This window comes from Prevotella sp. KH2C16, assembly GCF_900113305.1.
Lineage (GTDB): Bacteria > Bacteroidota > Bacteroidia > Bacteroidales > Bacteroidaceae > Prevotella.
Map to the genome: position 1 here is coordinate 1 of NZ_FOOW01000005.1, position 19,555 is coordinate 19,555.

Sequence of the window (19,555 nt, forward strand, 5' to 3'; positions counted from 1 at the left end):
GGCGTGGCAATTGGGAGCGCTTGGCGGAGTTCTTCCAGTACACCAAGGAAATCCGACGTCTCATATATACGACCAACACCGTCGAAGGCTACCACCGCCAGATACGCAAAGTTACGAAGAACAAGGGCGTATTCCCATCTGATACAGCCTTGGAGAAACTGGTCTATCTGGCATATCGTAATGTCAGCGAAAAGTGGACCATGCCCCTTGCGAACTGGGCACTCATCTCACAACAATTGGCAATAAAATTTGGAGATAGATTTGAAATTATGTAACTTCGCAACCAGAAAGGCTCCTCATTTGGAAAACACGATTAAAAAGCGTGTTCCTCATCTGAGGTTAATATAATAAGGAAAATGACCTTGACACAGTTCAATTTACACTACCAATCTGGCATCAAGAAAATCATAATTGGTAGCCATCACTGCACTTTATTTGTTTTTAATTTCTTCGTTAATATTTAATCGTTACAAACGAAACAATCATTTTTCTAACTCTGCAATAATCCTGTATCATCATTTTTAGGTATTTATCGCGTTTGTGTCATGATTCCTTATGCTAAAATGTTGCATATTTCAGGAAAAATTACTTACTTTGCATCTGTATAAAAAGTCTGTCGATGAGAAATCAGAAAATGTATGAAGCGGATGATAAGATGATTTCTATCATTCGTGATAATTACAACATCCTTCAGAGCCTTGGTGCATTCGGCATTAATTTAGGCTTTGGAGACAAGACCGTTCGGGAAGCCTGTGAAGCGGAACATGTAGATACCTATACATTCTTGACCGTCGTAAACTTTACTATAAACGGTTATCGAGACTATGATGATGCAGATCGTTTGTCAATACCCACTTTATTGCATTATTTAAAGGCTTCTCATGAATACTTTCTGGACTTCGAGCTGCCTTACATTCGCAAGGAGCTTGAAGGGGCTTTGGATGAGAATGATAATCTTGCACGCTTAATAATGAGACTCTATGATGAGTATGCGCATTCCATCAAAAGTCATATGAAGTATGAAGAAAAAACTGTTTTTCCATATGTAGAGACTTTATTGAAAAATCAGCCTGCTGATAATTATGATATAGAGACATTCTCTAAGCATCACGGGCAAATTGACCAGAAGTTAAAGGAACTCAAGAATATTATCATCAAATATCTGCCTTCCGACGGACTGCGCAACAATCAGCTTTCTGCAGCTTTATACAATATATATAATTGTGAGGAATGGCTGGCTCAACATGCGTCGGTAGAAGATGATATCTTTATCCCGGTAATCCGCCGTTTGGAAAGCCGGGTGAAGCAGACGGATGTGAGCTTTAGGATTTCCTGTATGCTTAATAAGAATGCTGAAAATCCCGAGAGTCTCAGTGAACGCGAGAAGGATGTGGTCGTGAGTCTTGTTCAGGGAATGACCAATAAAGAGATTGCCGAACATCTCTGTATCTCTATCAACACAGTAATCACTCATCGCAGGAATATTGCCCGTAAGCTACAGATTCATTCTCCGGCTGGCCTTACTATTTATGCAATTGTAAACGACCTTGTGGATATATCGTCCGTGAAGCTATAATTGCTTTTGCGGATGATATGAAGTAGTCTTTCGAGTGCTAATGATGCAGTCCTTATGATGGTGTTTGATTCCTTTTGGCAGGGAAACCTTAATTTGTATATTTGCTGCTGATTTATCAGAGGAACGGAGCCAGGAGGTGGGCAAACCATCCTCTGAATTTCTGCCACGGCGTGCGCCATTCATCCCATGAGTCTTCTGTCAGTAGGAAACAGTCTTTTTTGTTCTTCTCAAACAGGTCGTCAAGTTCCTTGGTTGTATGGGGGTCAACGATGACCGCATTTGCTTCCATGTCCCAACTCAGACTTCGTGCATTAAGGTTGGCACTTCCCACTGTGCAGAACTTTCCATCTACCAAGATAATTTTGGTATGGTGAAATCCAGGGGTGTACATCCATACCGTACACCCTTTTTTCATTAGTTTGTGGGCATTATAGAATCCACAGTCGGGAGTGAGCGGAATGTCGCTTTTCGTAGAAATCAGGATTTCCACTTTGATCCCTCTCTGGACGGCTTTCCGCAGAGCTTTCTTAATGGAGTGGTTAAGGGTGAAGTAGGGATTGATAAGTTTTATGCTGTCCTGGGCATCATTGATGGCATTAACATAGAAAGCTCTGATAATTTCGTTACTGATGCGGGGCTCCCGGTTAATGATACCCACCATTTTGTTCCCTTTAGAACAAGTGGTGTCAGCTTTAAGCCCGTCGCTATAGTATTTGTTATCGTAGAGTCCCCGATAGTATTTTGCTCCATATATATTCTGCCTTGAAACCTTATTCCACGCCTTGAGGAAAATGGCCTGTAGCGTATTTACTGCAGTACCATCAATGCGACAATGCATGTCGTGCCAGGAGCCTACTTGTGGGGTACCTTTAATATAGTAGTCGGCAACATTCATGCCACCGATATAGGCAAACTTGCCGTCTATTATTACGATCTTGCGGTGATCGCGCGTGAACACATGGTTGATCCATGGGAATGTAATCGGGTCATATTTATAGATTTCAATGCCTTTTGCCCTGATAGAGTCCAGGTGATATTTCTTCAGGGGACGATTGTTTGAGGCATTGCCGAAGGCGTCGAACAATGCACGGACTTCCACGCCTTCCTTTGCTTTTTCTTCGAGATGCTGGAAGAGGAGTCGTGCTATCGAATCATTGCGGAAATTAAAGTATTCGAGGTGGATGGAGCTCTTTGCCTGATCAATGGCCTTGAATAAATCATCAAACTTCTGCTGGCCATTCATTAAGAGCACAACAGAATTATTATGTGAGAAATTCACTCCTTTCTCACGAAGCTGACTCACAAGAACAGAATCTGAAGATTGTGCACTCACCTGCATGCCCATCAAAATTAATGAGCTTATCAATATACTTCTTAGAAATCTCATTTTGTTTAAATCATACAGCTGTAATGGTCGACGACACCTAATAAATGGTCTTCCTTGTCAACTACAAGCACCGTGTGGATCTTGTGCCGGTTCATAATCTGCTGTATATCTGTAATCTTCGTAGTTGGCAAGACGGTCTTAGGATTCGTAGTCATAATGTCGCTCACGGTTCTGTCAAAAAACCGAGCCTGCCATTTTTCCATTGCCCGGCGGATGTCGCCGTCGGTAATAAGTCCGATGACCTTTCCGTTCTCCAGGGAAACACCAAGTCCGAGTTTGCCTTTGCTGACATGAATGATGGCTTCTCCCAGATGCATTTCTTTAGGAATGATGGGGAGCTCGTCGCTACGCATGACATCTTCTGCCGTGGTGAGCAGGCGCTTTCCGAGTTCTCCGCCAGGATGGAACTGTGCGAAATCTTTCGGTTTGAAGTCTCTCGCTTCCATCAGTGCTATAGCCAGTGCGTCTCCCATGGCTAGTGCAGCGGTTGTACTGCTGGTCGGAGCAAGATTCAGCGGGCAAGCCTCCTTCTTTACCCAAACCTTTATATGGGCGTTGGAGTATTTAGCCAGTAATGAGTTTTCATTTCCTGTCATTGCGATGATGGGTACATTCATGTGGAGCACCATGGGGATGAACCTGAGCAGTTCATCGGTCTGCCCCGAGTTGCTGAGTGCGAGTACAACATCCTCAGAAGTCATTACTCCCAAGTCTCCATGATAGACATCAAGGGGGTTGATGAAAAAGGCGGGAGTTCCTGTAGATGCCAGGGTTGCGGCTATCTTTGCACCGATATTACCGCTTTTGCCTACACCCGTTACGATAATCTTTCCCTTACATTCGAACATCATCCTTACCGCATGGTCGAAGTTCTCGTCCAGCTGGGGGATTAGCTCAAGTAGTGCGTCTGACTCATCCCTTAGTGCCTGAATGGCAAACTCACGGGCATGATTCAGTCTTTCTGTAGCTTTTTCTGTCATAGTAATTGTGTGATTAAGGCTTCTAACTTTTCCAATTCCAACATGTTCGGGCCGTCGCTCAAGCCTTTGTCGGGGTCGGGATGAACCTCAAAGAAATATCCGGTGGCTCCGAAGGCTTTTGCCGCCAGTGCCATGGAAGGCACAAACCGGCGGTCGCCAGAGGTAGTCCCGTTGCCGGCTCCGGGCCGCTGGACGCTGTGCGTACAGTCCATGATGACTGTTGAAACGATTTCCCTCATATCGGGAATGTTGCGGAAATCCACTACGAGATTGTTATATCCGAACGAATTTCCTCTTTCCGTCAGCCAGATTTCTTTGGCTCCGGAATCACGGGCTTTCTCCACGGGAAACCTCATGTCCCTCCCGCTTAGGAATTGCGCTTTTTTGATATTAACGGTCTTTCCCGTCTTGGCGGCAGCAATCAGCAGGTCTGTCTGGCGGCAGAGGAATGCAGGAATCTGCAATACATCTACCACCTGTCCTGCGGCCTCGGCCTGATAGCTTTCGTGAATATCGGTAGTAATGCGAAGTCCATATTTAATCTTTACATCATCCAGCATCTGCAACCCCCGTTCTAAGCCGGGGCCGCGAAAAGAACGGATGGAGGTGCGGTTCGCCTTGTCAAACGAGGCTTTGAAGATAATATCGACACCTAAGCGTTGGTTGATTCTTACGAGTTCTTGTGCAACCATGTCAAGCAGCTCCGCAGACTCAATGACACAGGGACCTGCGATAAATATCGGTTTATTCATGATGACTTTTTATTTCTTCCATAGCTTCTTCCTCGCTGTCGACATGCTTGATAGGGTCTCCGCTCGGAATGATGTGTATATCGCGCTGTGGGAATGGGATACTTATATTGTTCTCGTTCAGAGCGTCATAGACGGCTTCCATAATTTCGCTTTCTGCATAGGCACGGGTTAACACCGGGACCCACACAAGAATCTTGAAGTTAATGCTATTGTCGCCAAATTCCACGAAGATGGTTTTCACTTCTTTGCTTCGGTCGCGGCAGCCAAGTTTGTCGACGGCGTCGTAGATGATGTCTTTTACTTTCTTGATATTTGAGCCGTATGCTACGCCGACAGGGATGATGGCCAACTCGTAACCATGATTCTTAGTCAGGTTTTTATAGTTCTTAGTGAAGAGCTGTGAATTCTGGAAAGCAATTACGCTGCCGTCGATGGTATCCATCATAGTGGAAGTATAGTTGATGGAGCTTACCCTTCCACGAATGCCGTCGCACTCAATCAGGTCGCCCACCTTGATGCGTCCCATCATGAGGGATACGCCGTAATAGATATTCTCGAGGATATCCTTCATCGCAAAGCCCACGCCCGTGGAAAACCCTCCGGAAACGACCACCAGCCAAGTGTTGTTTACATGGAAGATGGTGAGTACGAATATCAACCAGAATCCCCATACGATTACCTGCATCACATTCTTGGCCATGGTCATCTTGCTTGCAGCCGTGGTTCGGTCTTTTTCCTCGAAATGCTTCTTCATGAGTGCTTTCAGGGTCTTGTTGATATACGAGAAGAGGAAGAACAAGATAATGGCCTGACAAATGCCGAAGATGCTCACCTGTATATTCTTTGAGTTGATGTAAGGCGTCGTATAGATGCGCCAGGTGGTGTCGCTCAGGTTGAATACATCAGCTGCCCAGTAGATAGAGAGGATAATCGAGGCCACGCCTAATATGGGCAGTACGACATCAGAGAGCAGCCGGTGAAACCAGGTCTCCGTGATGGGGCGTTCTTCGAGATTATTCCTTTCGGCACGCGCCTTGAGCAGTCCGGAAATGCAGATAAGGGTTAGGATACAGGTGAGCTGCATAATCCACCAGATGAGGATTTCCACACTCAGCAGGGTATAACCGATCCAAGAGGCAATCAGTGCGATAAGGAAGACCACAAGGGTTATGTTGGCATAGAGCCCGTCTGACTTTGGAATGTTGGGACCATGCTTTTTCACCCTTCTCCACTGCCACCATGTGCAGACAAGGAGGATGGGGGGAAAAAGGAGGTTTACCACATCATTAGGCACCAGGACTATCCGGAAGCTGATGACGATGAAGTCTACCACCATTAATGGTACATAAATACGGAAGCCGCTTTTTATCTGGTCGCCCTCTAAGCGTACCAGTAGCGAAATCAGAATGACGCCTAAGAGCCAGGTGTATTCAACCAGAAGGTCAGAGGCCATGATGAAGAAATTCTGGTCCCATGTCAGCCTCACGATGGCGATGAGGACGGCAAAAGTGATGACCGTCGTCGCCCAGACTATATATTTACGCTTGTTCAGGAACGATTCTTGGATAGAGGCGGCATTGTCTCGTTTGAAGAGACGCCCGTAGAGCATGCTCAGCTTCTCGCTCTTTATCATCTTTGTAAAGAGGTACCGCACGAAGATGATGTTGAGAGATGTCGCGATGAAACCGAAGAAAATCAAGGTTATGAGCAAGCCGAACATAAGCCGGCTGTCCCATTGGGACTCCACCCTCGTCTGAGGTCTGTATTTCTCTATGAGGGTCGTCTTTGTTTCGGTAATGGAGTGGTGCAGGTTGCTGAGAATCTTGAAATAAGAATCGCCCCCGTTGCTGAAGATGCTCGTCTGGATTTCATAGTATCGCTTGTTGGCATAGTCGTTCAAGGCTTTCAAATGCTCTGAAGTCATCTTGTAATACTTGATGTAGTCGTTTTGCTGCTCGTTGTTTTCCTGCAGCGTGCGGCGGATGTTCACGGCCAGCGTGAGGCATACATTCCTGTCAATCTGGGCCCTTTCGCTAAGCGACTGGGCATACATCGACCCCAGCACATTCACAAGGCTGTCATAGCGAGCTATCTCCACATCATTCTTCTCTACGAAAGTGCGGAAGGGTCTTACGGTCTCCTGAAACTTCTGATATTGCTCTGTAGCCTCGTGGCAGGCATAAGTGAGGTCGAAAATATAGCCGGTTTTCTGGGAATAGAGCATCAGCGAGTTCTGATTGCTGCTGTTCATGATGGAAAACATCTCCTTGCCGATTCTGTCCTGTTCTTCTTTCAGGAATCCTGATTCATGGATAAGTTCCGAATGATATCTTGTAAGTTCCTGTCTCAGAATCGACAGCGTACTGGCTATGTCTCGCTCTTTCAGCACGGCATTTGCCGGCAGGACCGAAGCCAGTAGCGCAAATATGAATAGTAGTTTTCTCATCCCAGTTAATATATTTGATGCAAAAATAATCAAAAGAATTGATAGAAAGAAATAATTTATTAAATTTGCAAACAAAATAAAGGATTTTATGATACTTATAGCAGATAGCGGCAGCACCAAGACCGACTGGGCATTGATCGGCGAAGACAATTCCGTGGCATATTATAAAACGAAGGGAATTAATCCGCTCTTCCTGTCATTTGAAGATATCAGGAAGGAAATATGCTCTCTTCAGCACGAGCTTCCGGTCTTGCGGATCCCGCTGCCAGTCTATTTTTACGGAGCCGGCTGCACGGCAGACAAGGCTCCCCAGATGGCGCGGATGCTGCAAGAGGCCTTCCGCTTTCCAGTAGAGTGGCAGGAAATCCATGTCGATACCGACTTGATGGCAGCGGCAAGGGCACTTTTGGGAAATGCCAGAGGCATTGCCTGCATTCTGGGGACGGGGTCGAATTCTTGTCTCTATGACGGAGAGAAAATAGTAATGAACACTCCTCCGCTGGGTTTCATTTTAGGCGATGAGGGGAGTGGAGCCTCGCTGGGAAAGCACTTTCTCAATGGCATCTTCAAGGGATGGCTGCCAGAAAATATGCGTGAGGAATTCTTGGCGGAATTCAAAATCACCTATCCACAGCTTATCGAGCGCGTCTATCGCCAGCCATATCCCAATCGTTTTCTTGCAAGCATTGTTCCCTTTATTTCCAAAAACCTTGAAATTAATTCTGTAAAACAGATGATAATAAGAGATTTTACAGATTTTTTTAGATTAAATATTCAACAATATCATCAGCCGGAACTTTCCATAGGTTTTGTGGGCGGAGTTGCCTATTGCTTCGAGCCATTGTTAAGAGAAGTTGCGCAATCAGAAGGTTTTACAGTAAGCACGATTTTAAAATCCCCCATAGAGGGACTTGCCAAGTATCATTCTTCCGCATTATAGGCATAGTCTTAACCTGTTGTCAACGGTTGGTACTTCGAGTTTCAGCCATTGGAGCTCTTGTTTTCTGCTACTGAAACTCGGAGTTTCAGCCGTTGAAACACTCTGTTTCAGTTACAGAAACCTTTTCCGTTTGCCGCTTTTTGCAACGCAGACAATGGTTTTTGCAAAGATTATTTGTTAATAAAATGAGTCGTCAGAGAGAAAATAAACCTATCATAACCGATTCTCGAAAAATTATATTAACTTTGTCCTGCATTTAAGTCATAGACTTAAGTTGCTGCGAGGACTTTCCTCTGAAGCGGCTACTGAACTCTGGAAAAATGTATTTTGTTGTCAATAAAGATGACTTGCAGAGAAGTAATTTTAGGCAAGTAGTTTTTTGTGGAGTTCTACAAACCAGCTTTGATTGCTGAGCCTTTGAAAGTGGAAGAACAATCATAGGCATAAAATCAAGTTGTGAGATTTATAATGATATGACTTTTCATACATAGCAGTTTACCGTAAAAAACATTCAATCAAGTATATATGGCAGAAGAAAAACAATCTAATTACAAGAATAATATTCAGAATAGAACATATGTGCATTACCTAAAAGGATTATTGGCAAGATGGAAACAGCATTTCAAATATGACAGAGCCGTTCGTATTGCAAGAAAGAATGGAGCTACTATTGGGGAAGGGGTCATCATGCCAATAAGTTTAGCCAAAAAGGCAAATGATAATTTGATGATTGGTAATCATGTTTCTATACAAACAGATAAAATAGACTTGCGTTCTCCAGTAACTATTGGCTCAAATGTTATAATTGGAATTAATTCTGAAATTATAACGACATCACATGATATAGACTCGGATTATTGGGAGGTAAAGAATTATGGAATTGACATAGAAGACTATGTTTGGATTCCAACTAATGTTCTAATATTACCAAGTTGTCGTCGGATAGGATATGGTGCTGTGATTGGGAGTGGAAGCGTGGTTATAAAAGATGTCGGTAAGATGTCTGTTGTAGGTGGAAATCCTGCTGTGGAATTTAAGAAAAGAGCGACGGTACACTCGAACCTGATAGTAGAATCTTTACTTGGTGGGGATTATAGAATTTATAAAGAGGCTTGGAAAAAGCGGAAAAAGTAAATGTCTGAAAGCTTTAGTAAGACAAGAATAGCCAAGAACTCTCTATTCTTATATTTAAGAATGTTGATTACCATGTGGTTCAATTTATGGGCTACACGCTTGGTATTGGCAAACTTAGGTGTAGATAATATGGGAGTTTACGGAGTTATCGGAAGTGTTGTTGGGTTATTCTCCATTTTGACTAGTGGTATTACAACTGCAGTTCAAAGATACATAACTTTTGAAGTTGGCAAAAAAGAAGGAAACGCAAATGAAGTGTTTACTTCATGTCTAAATGTAATATTCGCTTTATCTATATTTATCTTGATAGCCTTGGAACTTATTGGGATGTGGTTCCTAAAAAATGGAATCAATATTCCTTACGAGGCTCAAAGTGCAGCGGTGTGGGTATTTCAGTTTTCTGTGCTTACCTGTATAGTTACTCTTATAAGCATCCCTTATAATGCACTAATAATTGCGCATGAGAAACTTGGTGCTTTCGCTTGGATTTCTATAGTGCAAGTTCTCTTAAACTGGGGGGTAGCTTATTGTCTATCCTATACCGCATTCGAACATCGGCTGCTCACATATGCGTTTCTTTTAGCCCTAATCAGTATACTGATTCAAATGATTTATCAGATATATTGTCGATTAACATTTAAAGAGTCGCGGTATCATTGGGGAGTTAATAAACACTTAGTTAAAGAAATTGGAAAATTTACAGGTATATCTACCACATCTAATATATTGAATGTTATAACTAATCAAGGACTTGTCTTAGTCATTAATTGGACATTTGGGGTCGGTATTAATGCTGTGTATCAGATAGCCCTGCAATTGAAGAACTCCATTATGTCTTTTGGAATGAATATATTTAAAGCGATATCGCCACAAATAACAAAAACATATGCCAATGGAGAAATGGATATACATAAAAAGCTGGTATACAGTGGTTCGAAAGCGGAAATGTATATGATATTCTTTATCATGGTGCCTTTCTTGTTTAAAACGGATTATATACTTTATCTCTGGCTGGGTAATGTACCGGAATATACGGTACAGTTTTGTCGTTCTATGGTGATTCTCAGTATGGTATATGCGGGTTTTGAACCAATACGGACGGCTGTAATGGCAACGAATAGGATAGGGAGGTTCTTAATCGCTCCGGAATTTTTCTATTTTATTGCATCGTTATTAGGCTCTTGTCTGGTTGCTAAATTAACAAACAATCCTGCTATAATGGTATATTTTGTAGTGATTATGGATATATTGACATGTTTGTATAGAATATATTTAGCAAGGAATGTGTCCTTTATTAGAATTGTCGATTTGGGCAAGAATGTGTGTCTACCATCTTTTTGTGTGTTTGTTGTCTCCTGTATATCCTGCTATTTATTAACAAAAGTTTTATGTGATAATATATCTCAACTATTGATATTACTTTTACTAAATTCCCTTGTGCAGTCATTTATTATCTATTATGTTGGATTAAATAAATTGGAAAGACAGATAGCAAAAGGGGTTATTCTGAAAGCTATTCTATTATTCAAAGGTGGAACAAACAGAACAATATAGATTTGAACGGAAACTAGTATACTTATATGTTTTCTTTCTGCTGTTTGAAGGGGGGGTGCGAAAATGGGTGCTTCCTGATTTTGCACAACCTTTGACAATAGTAAGGGACCCAATAGTACTGTTGCTTGTCATTCAAGGGCTTAGGAAAGGCTTGCTCCAAAATAATTATTGTAGACTGTCGATATTCGTCAGTATACTTTCTTTTATAATATCAGCTTTTACGGATCAAACAAGTCTTCTGGTTCAATACTATGGGACACGAATATTTCTTTTATATTTTCCAGCAATATTTGTTATAGCTAAGGTTTTTACATTAGAAGATTTCTACAAAACCGCGCGTTTCTTTTTATATTTAAGCGTGCCGATGACAATATTAGTTATTGCTCAATTTTCTTCACCACAGAGTAATTGGGTAAATATCGGTGTGGGAGGCGATACTGAAAGCGGGGGACTTGCTGGGACAATGGGATTTTTCAGGCCTTCAGGATTATTTTCTTTTACCCAGGGTTTTGTTTGTTTTCAGTCTTTTGTGGTAGCGTATCTTCTTATTTATATTTATGACAAGCGAGCCCAAAGTTTTGCCCCCATACCCAAAATTATGTTGCTTCTTATATTGGCTTGTTATATAATATCTATACCGATTTCAATCAGCAGGACACTATTCTTTCAAACTATAGCCGCCCTTATATTTATCAGTTTCGCAATTTTAATTTCGAGAAAAGGAATGGGCTCTATGTTTAAAATAGTTTGTACATTAGTTATTTTAATTCCATTACTAATGACATTTGAAGAAGCGCAATCATTTATAAATGTCTTTTTAAATAGATTCTCGGAGGCAGAAGAAGTAGAAGGGGATGTCATTAAAGGTACTATATTTAATAGATATTTTGGTGCTTTTTTGCGCCCTTGGAGCTTAGATGTTCCTTTTTGGGGACATGGCATAGGTTTGGGGACGCGTTTTGGAATGAATTATTCCAGAGCGGATTTCTTTACTGACGAAGAGTGGACACGCATTATTTACGAGTCAGGGTTCCTGGTGGGTTCTATATATATCGGGTTGAGATTGTTGCTATCATTGAGTTTAATTTGTAAGAGTATCAAGCAGTGTTGGTCTTTAAAGTACCAAACTCCGATGATTCTGTTACCCCCTGTACTCTTTTTGTTGCCACAAGGGTCTTGGGGGAACACAACACCCCTTGGCTTTGCCGTCTTTGCGGTAGCGACTTTATTGATTCTTTTAAGAAAACCATTGTATGGGAGTCCTCGTTTATCATCCTACGGGTAATCAAAATGTTAGGGCTTTACTAAGGGCCTTAGCAGGAAGGAATATATTGCATTCCTATCATACGACAGTTGCCGTGTTTAGTAATTCTTGGTATTATAAATACTTGGTAGGAAAGTTGAAGAAGATAAAAAGAAGAACCTACCCAGATATTATAAGTGGTAACACCCATAAATATCCGTTAGAAGAAATCCTGATGTTCTTAGGGGTGAAGAAATTACATAAACACAGATTAACGCCTGGATATATAGATTATATAACTACCCAGAAAGTCGTTAATTATTTGGACAGGCATATAGGCGAAATAAATTGTGTGTATTGTTATCCGGGTTTTTCCTCGACTATAATGAAAAAAGCTAAGGAAAACCATATTGCCTGTGTGTATGAATTGACTACTGCTTATTATAGACATGTGTTAGATATCATGGACAAAGAGAACTCGCGTGATAAAAAGTGGGCCGATACCATTACTTTTTATAGACAACCCGATTTTAATTATGCAGAGTATGATTTAGAATTACAATTTGCAGATAAAATAGTTTGTGCAAGTTCTTACATACAAAAGACCCTTATAGACTATGGCTTTTCTAAAGCCAAAATCAAGGTGGTTCCATATGGATTTCCTTCTATAAGGAGAAAGCTTTATCATCGCAGAGAAGCAAAGATACATCTATTATATGTTGGAAGTCTCGCTCAATCTAAAGGATTATCATATATGTTCGATGCTGTTGACGCATTAGGGAAGGATGTGGCACTAACCTTAATCGGATCACTTTCTGTCCATTCTGATTTTTTGATTAATAAGGTTAGTAAATACTCTTATTTGGGAAATTTATCACATGATGAAGTTTTAGGGGAAATGCATAGAGCAGATGTCGTGCTGTTTCCCACTCTTAGTGATGGCTTCGGGATGGTCGTTACTGAAGCAATGTCTCAGGGGACTCCTGTGATTGCTACTGTAAATTCATGTGCATGTGATGTTATTCAAGATGGAATAAATGGCTGGATAGTTCCGATTGCAGATTCTGAGGCAATTATAGAAGTTCTTAACAATCTGATAAAGAATCCAAGTTTAATAGAAAAGGTTGGAGAAAAAGCACTAGAAACGGCAGCAGCAAGACCGTGGGAAATGTATGAGAAAGAAATTTCTAAATTGTTAATGGAGTTATAATAGAAAGTTATACTTGCAAATATGAAGGTTCTTTACTTTGGCACTCTAAATTATATTGCAGGAGGTCCTGCTATGAGCTCATACTTAACAATAAAAGGGTTAAGGGAACAGAAAGTTGATGCCCAGATCTCAATGTTTACTTTATCGAAGAATGCTATACTTCGGGGTAAGGAGATTCCTATAAATTATTGTAGTGCACCATGGGAGAACAAGTTTTGTTACTCTCCGTATCTTAAAAAAGAATTAGCTACAATTAATAATGTTGATATTTACCATGCACAAGGGGTGTGGCAATATCCGACATATGCCCTAATAGATGTATCTAAAAAGAAGGATAGGCCTTATATAATATCTCCCCGTGGAATGCTATACCCTCAAGACATTACAAAGTCAAGCACAATATTGAAACATTTTTCTTTAAAATGGCGACTGATGAGGGATTTGAATTCTGCAGCATGTATCCACACTACTTGTGAAGAAGAGATGAGATATTGTAGAGAGTTGGGGGTTGTTTCACCTATTGCAGTTATTCCTAATCCCGTAGAAGTGAAAGATTATCCAACTTTAATTACTCCGAGGGTATTTACACTTGGATATATTGGGAGACTTTCAAAAAGGAAAAATATCGAATCGCTAATATATGCATTCTCAAAATTAAGATTAAAACGCTCTGAAGCAAAACTTCTCATTATTGGCGGGGGCGATAGTCAGTATGAGGAATTTCTTAGAAGCGAAGTTCTTAGACTCCAATTGGACAATGTAACATTTTGTGGTTTTTTGTCAGGAAGAGAAAAAGAACAAGCTCTGGCCAAGATATCAGTATTAGCTATGCCTAGCAATTTTGAAAATTTTGGGAATGTAATATTAGAAGGCTTGGTAAGAGGGATTCCTTGTATTGCGACGAAAGGTGCCCCTTGGAAAGATTTAATTGATTATAACTGTGGTTGGTGGGTTGATTATAATCAATATTCTATTACAAAAGCTATTCGTGATGCCATTAATACCCCAAAGTATGAATTGAAGAAGATGGGAGATAATGGGAAATTATTAATGGCAAAGAAGTACTCTGTGGAATCAGTTGCTAGTCAAATGAATTCCCTATATCAATGGATATTAGGGGATAAGGAAAGACCAGATTTTGTATTTCTTTGAGATTTGAGTAAATGAATAAAGTATTGAATATAGGATCGGTTAGTTTGGGTACAAAGCTCAAGCGCATATTTTGGATATTGGTGAATACTCTGTTTTTTAAACCCACCCCAACAATTCTTTTTAGACGGTGGCGACTTTTGTTGCTCCGGTTATTTGGGGCGGAGATTGCCAGCTCTGCAAATGTGTATTCTTCTGTGAAGATCTGGGCACCATGGAATCTTAAAATGGCAAAGAACAGTTGTCTCGGACCCAATGTGATTTGTTATAATCAGGCTTTAGTAGAATTGAAGGAGGGGGTTGTTGTTTCTCAATATACCTATCTTTGTACCGCTGGGCATGATATATCTTTGCATAATTCTGCAGAAAAAGGATTGGTAGTAGCGCCTATAACAGTTAATCAGAACGCCTGGGTAGGAGCAAAGGCTTATATTGGCATGGGAGTTGAGATAGGAGAATATGCTGTAATAGGTGCTACGGCATCTGTTTACAAGGATGTTGAACCTTGGATGGTCGTTGGAGGGAATCCTGCAAAAGTAATAAAAAGAAGGATAATTAATGAAGAAGGTACATAAAATCTGTCTTGCGTGTTCTGCCGGTGGACACTTGAGAGAATTGCAATTGGCTGTAGGTAGCATACCGAATGATTACAATTGTTATTGGCTCACATTGAAGACCACGGCAACAAAAGCTTTTTTAAAGGATAAGGAGCATGTATTTTTAGTAAACTTTCAACCCGCTAAGATTTGGACTTTATTACTTAATAGTATCCAGGCGTTTTTCTGGGTTTTGATTAAGCGACCTAAGGTTATTATTACTACGGGAGCCGGGGTTGTTGTTCCAACAGTTTTTTTTGCTAAAAAGCTCTTAGGTACAAAGGTGATATTCATTAATTCTGCTGCTGATGTAACATCCCCTTCCCGTACCCCAGTGTGGATTGAGAAGTATACGGATTTATTCCTTGTCCAATGGGAAGATCTGTTAGAGGTTTTTCCTAATGCAATGTGTTGTGGTGTATTATGATTTTTGCAAGTTTAGGTACAATGAATATGGCGTTTACTCGGATGGCCAAGGTGCTTGATGAGTATGCCTCGACGATAAATGACAGAGTTATTGTCCAAACAGGATATACACGATATCCATATAGATATGCCAAGTCTTTTAGTTTTTGCACAAAGAATGAGATGCAAGAGTATATTCAGAGGGCAGACTTTTTGATATTGCAAGGAGGATGGGGAGCCATCTCCGAGGCTATGGAGCAGGGTAAAAGAATTATTGTCATTCCTCGCCATAATAAGACGGAGCATATCCATGATCAATTTCAATTAATCCGGAAACTTGATTCTCTCGAGTGTGTGCTTGGTGTTTTTGATGAAAAAGATTTGCCGCAAATAATGGAAAAAGCTAAGACATTTGAATTCAAACAGCTTAAAAAGGGTAATGCCGAGAATCTTATAAGGTCAAAGTTAAACGAGTGGCTATGATGAAAGTTTCCATTATAACCTCCTGCTATAATCGTGTGGGCACCATCAGGGATACGATAGAGAGTGTCTTAAATCAGGATTACCCGGATATAGAATATATTATAATTGACGGGGCGTCGACAGACGGGAGCCTAAGTGTAATTAACGAATACGAAAAAAAGCTGACCAAAATAGTCTCAGAGCCAGATCAAGGAATGTATGAGGCTCTCAATAAGGGCTTAAGGTTTGTGTCGGGAGAGGTTGTCGGTTTGGTGCATTCTGACGATATGCTTTATGACACTCATATAATATCTGCCATAGTGGAGGAGTTTGAAAAGACGAATGCCGATATGGTGTATGGCAATGGACTTTTTGTGGACTCGAAGAACACATCCAAAGTGATACGAAACTGGACTGGGGGGAATTATTATCGTTGGAAAGTGAAAATTGGATGGCTGCCATTGCATCCGACTTGCTATATCAAAAAAGCGGTCTATGCAGAAGTGGGGGATTATGATGAGAAATATAAAATTGCAGCAGATACAGATTTTCTTTTCCGTGCGCTATATGGACATCGCTTGATAGTCCACTACTTAAACAGGTATATCGTTCGCATGCGCATGGGAGGAATCTCAACTGATAAAGCTAAACGAAAGGCAATGTGGAAAGAGGATATCGCTATTTATAGTTCTTATCATTTCCCGGGAACTTTCATGAAGATATGCAAGATGATGTGGAAGATTCCCCAATTTATAAGTGCTAAATTTATAGGTGAAAAACCTTTCTTAATTTACTGATAGTTTCCTTAGGGTTATATGGAAGAAACGACTTTCCTCAAATTCTTAAAGTATTGTTTGAGTGGTGGAGACATTCCACAATGTGTTTCAAAAATAAACTGGCATGATCTGTTAGAATTTGCCCAAAAGCAGGCAATAATTGGTGTTTTTGCTTACAAGATTCTTTGCGACAACAAAGATCTGTTGGAGAACAAATATTTTATGGCAAATAAGCCGACTGATGATGATGTGCTAGAGTGGATGGGGGCCTTTACAAAAATCCAGAGACGAAATAGAGAAATTAATACTTACTGTATAAAAGTAGTAAATAATTTTAAAAAGGAAGGTTTTTATACATGTATTCTTAAGGGGCAGGGAAATAACTTGATGTATCCTGACCCATTTATGCGGACTTCGGGAGATATAGATGTCTGGGCAATACCGACAAGTGAAAGGAAGAGGAAATTCATACAGAATGGTAATAGCTTGCAGAGATTGACTTTGTCTGACAGGATGATAATCTTCAGTTATGTTCGGAATTTGTTTAGTGAGGCCAAGTTTAAATGTCAGCATATTGAATTCCCCGTATGGAGACATATTCCTGTCGAGGTGCATTTCTATCCGATGTATTTAGTGAATCCATTTTCAAATTACAAATTGCGGAAGTTTTATGAGGAGCAAAAAGACATGCAGTTTGCAAACAAGCGAAAACTTCCTGAAATAGATGAGGAGATATGTATACCGACCCCGTTCTTCAATGCTATATACCAACTCACACATATTAATATTCATCTTCTTATAGAGGGTATAGGATTGCGTCAGTTGATTGATTACTATTATGTATTGATGAATATTCCGAAGGAGCGGCATGATGAAATCAAATCTTTACTCGAAGGAATGCATCTTGAGAAACTGGCTGCTGCAATAATGTGGATTCAGAAGAATATTTTTGGACTTCCTGAAGAATTCTTATATATTGAGCCTGATGAGAAACGAGGAAAGAGACTCTTAAAAGAAGTCGGGCGAGGGGGAAACTTTGGGAAATATGATCCTACGAAGCCAGAGAATGAAGGTTTCTGGCATTTACAATTTAGAAAAATGATACAACATGCGGACTTCATAATGGATTATCCTTCTGAGGAGCTGCATGAGCCAATATTTCGAATTTGCCATTTTGTTTGGCGGCAGTGGTATTATCTCAAATGGCGGCTCTTGTTTAAGAGTACCGTAAATCTATAAAACACAAAACTTTGATAATCTAATTGGGGTATGAAACAATATGCTATCGGAAATACCTTGGTGAAATTGGCCATCATTATCGGCGATTTCATTATCATGAATTTGCTCTTATTGGGTTTCATTAAGTGGGGAGGAAAGGAGCTTGTGCCAGAATATGTCCTGACGGCCAAGCGTATAACCTTTGTCGTGGCCAACATGTCGATGCTAATATCAGAATATTTCTTCCATGCAATAGTCCATGATCGGAAAGTGGAGATTATGCGTGTAATGGTGAGGGTGTTCTGGCTAACCTTTGTCCATGTGGGGTTCTTGCTCGTAACTTTGCGTATACTTCATCAAAGTGGAGGAAACTTCTCCCGCTTTATGCTCTATTTCGGGGCGGTAGAGTATGTGGTTTTGGCAATAAGCAGAGTTGTTGAACTCGGAATAGTCCGTTATGTGCGCAGCTTAGGAATGAATTCCAGATTAGTGTTGTTTGTGGGTAGCGACCCTTCATTGACAACTCTCTATGACCGCTTGATTCTTACTCCATCCATGGGTTATCATATTCTTGGCTATTATGCCGATGTGCAAATGGAAAACTGTCCTGACGGGCTGAAATACCTGGGTGCCATTGAGGATTTGAACAGAAAGATGGAATTAGAAGAAAGGAGTTCTTTGAATATTGACAAGATTGATGAGATATTCTGTAGCATGTCGCATGATGAAGCAGAGGAGATAGTTGATATTATGAGGTTTTGCGATAAGAATGTTATTCGGTTCTTCTATGTCCCCAGAATGTTTGGCAACTATCAATTGAATCTTAAGCCCGAGCGTTTTGGGGATGTAAATGTATATACCAATCACATCGAGCCGCTCTCCATATTGTCAAACAGAGTGCTAAAACGGCTGTTCGACATTTGTGCAAGTCTGATAGTATGTATTTGCCTGATACCATTTGTCCCGATTATTGCATTAATAATTAAGTTACAAAGTCCCGGTCCGATATTCTTTGTCCAAAACCGTACGGGAATGAACGGGAAGACATTTAAATGCCTAAAGTTTCGTTCGATGCATGTAAACAGACAGGCAGACACTCTTCAGGCTACGGAGGACGACCCAAGAAAATTTGCTTTTGGCAACTTTATGAGGAGAACCAACCTTGATGAATTCCCTCAGTTCTTCAATGTCTTGATAGGTGATATGAGCATAGTCGGCCCGAGACCTCACATGTTGCATCATACGGAAGTCTATGGGCAACTTATTGACAAATATATGGTGCGGCATTTTTGCAAGCCGGGAATCACCGGGTTGGCTCAGGTAACCGGATGCCGGGGTGAGACCAAAGAGCTTTGGCAGATGGAAGAAAGGATAAAAAGAGATATCTGGTATATTGAGAACTGGAGTTTCTGGTTAGATATTAAGATCATGTTCATGACAGCGAAGACGGTATTCGTCCATGATCAGAAAGCCTATTAAGCATACCTGAAAACATTCGAGGAAAGATGATACGGAGAAAGGGACTTGCCAGCCGGCAGGTCCCTCTCTCTATTCATGCACCAGGCATATACAACCAGATCACAAAGATGATGATGACAATGGCTATTACGCATAAAGTTGTAAATGTTATATTTGCTATAATCTTTCTGCGCTTTTGAGCACTTAGGTTCTTTAGCTTAAATTTCTCAGATTCGTCAATATGATGGTGATGGTGGTGGTGATGCCTG

General features: G+C 40.9%; 18 protein-coding genes. 14 read left to right on the forward strand and 4 right to left on the reverse strand.

What is annotated here, in order from left to right; all coding sequences use genetic code 11:
- Nucleotides 1-275: transposase (locus tag BM114_RS04760; RefSeq protein WP_143089255.1), on the forward strand; the 275-nt coding region annotated here is incomplete at its 5' end.
- A 344-nt stretch (nt 276-619) separates the two neighbouring features.
- Complete coding sequence (locus tag BM114_RS04765; protein ID WP_092110952.1) at nt 620-1,576, forward strand: LuxR C-terminal-related transcriptional regulator; 957 nt, start codon at nt 620-622, stop codon at nt 1,574-1,576.
- 115 nt (nt 1,577-1,691) lie between these two features.
- Here BM114_RS04765 and BM114_RS04770 read toward each other — a convergent pair whose 3' ends face one another.
- Genes BM114_RS04770 through BM114_RS04785 form a run of 4 tightly spaced genes read right to left on the reverse strand, consistent with a single transcriptional unit; the run spans nt 1,692 to nt 7,141 of the window.
- A complete protein-coding gene (locus BM114_RS04770) occupies nt 1,692-2,963 on the reverse strand; it encodes a phospholipase D-like domain-containing protein (RefSeq protein ID WP_092110954.1) in 1,272 nt (423 codons plus the stop codon).
- Between the two features lie 5 nt (nt 2,964-2,968).
- On the reverse strand, nt 2,969-3,943 hold the full coding sequence (locus tag BM114_RS04775) for a KpsF/GutQ family sugar-phosphate isomerase (protein WP_092110956.1): 975 nt from the start codon (nt 3,941-3,943) through the stop codon (nt 2,969-2,971).
- Complete coding sequence (kdsA, locus tag BM114_RS04780) at nt 3,940-4,695, reverse strand: 3-deoxy-8-phosphooctulonate synthase (protein WP_092110958.1); 756 nt, start codon at nt 4,693-4,695, stop codon at nt 3,940-3,942. Before kdsA ends, BM114_RS04775 begins: the two co-directional genes overlap by 4 nt.
- A complete protein-coding gene (locus BM114_RS04785; protein ID WP_092110960.1) occupies nt 4,688-7,141 on the reverse strand; it encodes a mechanosensitive ion channel family protein in 2,454 nt (817 codons plus the stop codon). Before BM114_RS04785 ends, kdsA begins: the two co-directional genes overlap by 8 nt.
- 88 nt (nt 7,142-7,229) lie before the next feature.
- Here BM114_RS04785 and BM114_RS04790 point away from each other — a divergent pair, with 88 nt between their 5' ends.
- The 12 genes from BM114_RS04790 (at nt 7,230) to BM114_RS04845 (ending at nt 19,307) form a co-directional block, all read left to right on the forward strand.
- On the forward strand, nt 7,230-8,081 hold the full coding sequence (locus BM114_RS04790) for a hypothetical protein (protein ID WP_092110963.1): 852 nt from the start codon (nt 7,230-7,232) through the stop codon (nt 8,079-8,081).
- A 525-nt stretch (nt 8,082-8,606) separates the two neighbouring features.
- Nucleotides 8,607-9,215, forward strand: coding sequence for an acyltransferase (locus BM114_RS04795; RefSeq protein ID WP_092110965.1), 609 nt, complete (start codon nt 8,607-8,609; stop codon nt 9,213-9,215).
- A gap of 72 nt (nt 9,216-9,287) precedes the next feature.
- The gene (locus BM114_RS04800) at nt 9,288-10,769 is read left to right on the forward strand and encodes an MATE family efflux transporter (RefSeq protein ID WP_177207048.1); all 1,482 of its coding nucleotides are present in this window, start codon (nt 9,288-9,290) and stop codon (nt 10,767-10,769) included.
- Nucleotides 10,747-12,054 carry a hypothetical protein gene (locus BM114_RS04805; RefSeq protein ID WP_092110967.1) on the forward strand — a complete coding sequence of 436 codons (1,308 nt, stop codon included), beginning with the start codon at nt 10,747-10,749 and terminating at the stop codon, nt 12,052-12,054. The genes BM114_RS04800 and BM114_RS04805 overlap by 23 nt, the downstream gene beginning before the upstream one ends.
- Entirely contained in the window at nt 12,023-13,222 is a 1,200-nt protein-coding gene (locus BM114_RS04810; RefSeq protein WP_092110969.1) for a glycosyltransferase family 4 protein, read from the forward strand. Before BM114_RS04805 ends, BM114_RS04810 begins: the two co-directional genes overlap by 32 nt.
- Nucleotides 13,223-13,243: 21 nt before the next feature.
- Nucleotides 13,244-14,374, forward strand: a complete 1,131-nt coding sequence (locus BM114_RS04815; protein ID WP_092110971.1) for a glycosyltransferase — start codon at nt 13,244-13,246, stop codon at nt 14,372-14,374.
- Between the two features lie 11 nt (nt 14,375-14,385).
- Entirely contained in the window at nt 14,386-14,946 is a 561-nt protein-coding gene (locus BM114_RS04820) for an LbetaH domain-containing protein (RefSeq protein ID WP_092110973.1), read from the forward strand.
- Nucleotides 14,930-15,394, forward strand: coding sequence for a glycosyltransferase family protein (locus BM114_RS04825; protein WP_092110975.1), 465 nt, complete (start codon nt 14,930-14,932; stop codon nt 15,392-15,394). Before BM114_RS04820 ends, BM114_RS04825 begins: the two co-directional genes overlap by 17 nt.
- On the forward strand, nt 15,391-15,855 hold the full coding sequence (locus BM114_RS04830) for a glycosyltransferase (protein WP_092110977.1): 465 nt from the start codon (nt 15,391-15,393) through the stop codon (nt 15,853-15,855). The genes BM114_RS04825 and BM114_RS04830 overlap by 4 nt, the downstream gene beginning before the upstream one ends.
- The gene (locus tag BM114_RS04835) at nt 15,855-16,631 is read left to right on the forward strand and encodes a glycosyltransferase family 2 protein (RefSeq protein ID WP_092111281.1); all 777 of its coding nucleotides are present in this window, start codon (nt 15,855-15,857) and stop codon (nt 16,629-16,631) included. Before BM114_RS04830 ends, BM114_RS04835 begins: the two co-directional genes overlap by 1 nt.
- A gap of 18 nt (nt 16,632-16,649) precedes the next feature.
- On the forward strand, nt 16,650-17,849 hold the full coding sequence (locus BM114_RS04840) for a nucleotidyltransferase family protein (RefSeq protein ID WP_092110979.1): 1,200 nt from the start codon (nt 16,650-16,652) through the stop codon (nt 17,847-17,849).
- A gap of 30 nt (nt 17,850-17,879) precedes the next feature.
- Nucleotides 17,880-19,307: an undecaprenyl-phosphate glucose phosphotransferase gene (locus BM114_RS04845; protein WP_092110981.1), complete on the forward strand. Its 1,428-nt coding sequence runs from the start codon at nt 17,880-17,882 to the stop codon at nt 19,305-19,307.
- Nucleotides 19,308-19,555: the final 248 nt, after the last annotated feature.

What these genes read in the sequence shown, in the direction of transcription:
- BM114_RS04765 (WP_092110952.1), top strand. Translation starts at nt 620, where the DNA reads ATGAGAAATCAGAAAATGTATGAAGCGGATGATAAGATGATTTCTATC.
- BM114_RS04770 (WP_092110954.1), bottom strand. Translation starts at nt 2,963, where the DNA reads ATGAGATTTCTAAGAAGTATATTGATAAGCTCATTAATTTTGATGGGC.
- BM114_RS04775 (WP_092110956.1), bottom strand. Translation starts at nt 3,943, where the DNA reads ATGACAGAAAAAGCTACAGAAAGACTGAATCATGCCCGTGAGTTTGCC.
- kdsA (WP_092110958.1), bottom strand. Translation starts at nt 4,695, where the DNA reads ATGAATAAACCGATATTTATCGCAGGTCCCTGTGTCATTGAGTCTGCG.
- BM114_RS04785 (WP_092110960.1), bottom strand. Translation starts at nt 7,141, where the DNA reads ATGAGAAAACTACTATTCATATTTGCGCTACTGGCTTCGGTCCTGCCG.
- BM114_RS04790 (WP_092110963.1), top strand. Translation starts at nt 7,230, where the DNA reads ATGATACTTATAGCAGATAGCGGCAGCACCAAGACCGACTGGGCATTG.
- BM114_RS04795 (WP_092110965.1), top strand. Translation starts at nt 8,607, where the DNA reads ATGGCAGAAGAAAAACAATCTAATTACAAGAATAATATTCAGAATAGA.
- BM114_RS04800 (WP_177207048.1), top strand. Translation starts at nt 9,288, where the DNA reads ATGTGGTTCAATTTATGGGCTACACGCTTGGTATTGGCAAACTTAGGT.
- BM114_RS04810 (WP_092110969.1), top strand. Translation starts at nt 12,023, where the DNA reads ATGGGAGTCCTCGTTTATCATCCTACGGGTAATCAAAATGTTAGGGCT.
- BM114_RS04815 (WP_092110971.1), top strand. Translation starts at nt 13,244, where the DNA reads ATGAAGGTTCTTTACTTTGGCACTCTAAATTATATTGCAGGAGGTCCT.
- BM114_RS04820 (WP_092110973.1), top strand. Translation starts at nt 14,386, where the DNA reads ATGAATAAAGTATTGAATATAGGATCGGTTAGTTTGGGTACAAAGCTC.
- BM114_RS04825 (WP_092110975.1), top strand. Translation starts at nt 14,930, where the DNA reads ATGAAGAAGGTACATAAAATCTGTCTTGCGTGTTCTGCCGGTGGACAC.
- BM114_RS04830 (WP_092110977.1), top strand. Translation starts at nt 15,391, where the DNA reads ATGATTTTTGCAAGTTTAGGTACAATGAATATGGCGTTTACTCGGATG.
- BM114_RS04835 (WP_092111281.1), top strand. Translation starts at nt 15,855, where the DNA reads ATGAAAGTTTCCATTATAACCTCCTGCTATAATCGTGTGGGCACCATC.
- BM114_RS04840 (WP_092110979.1), top strand. Translation starts at nt 16,650, where the DNA reads ATGGAAGAAACGACTTTCCTCAAATTCTTAAAGTATTGTTTGAGTGGT.
- BM114_RS04845 (WP_092110981.1), top strand. Translation starts at nt 17,880, where the DNA reads ATGAAACAATATGCTATCGGAAATACCTTGGTGAAATTGGCCATCATT.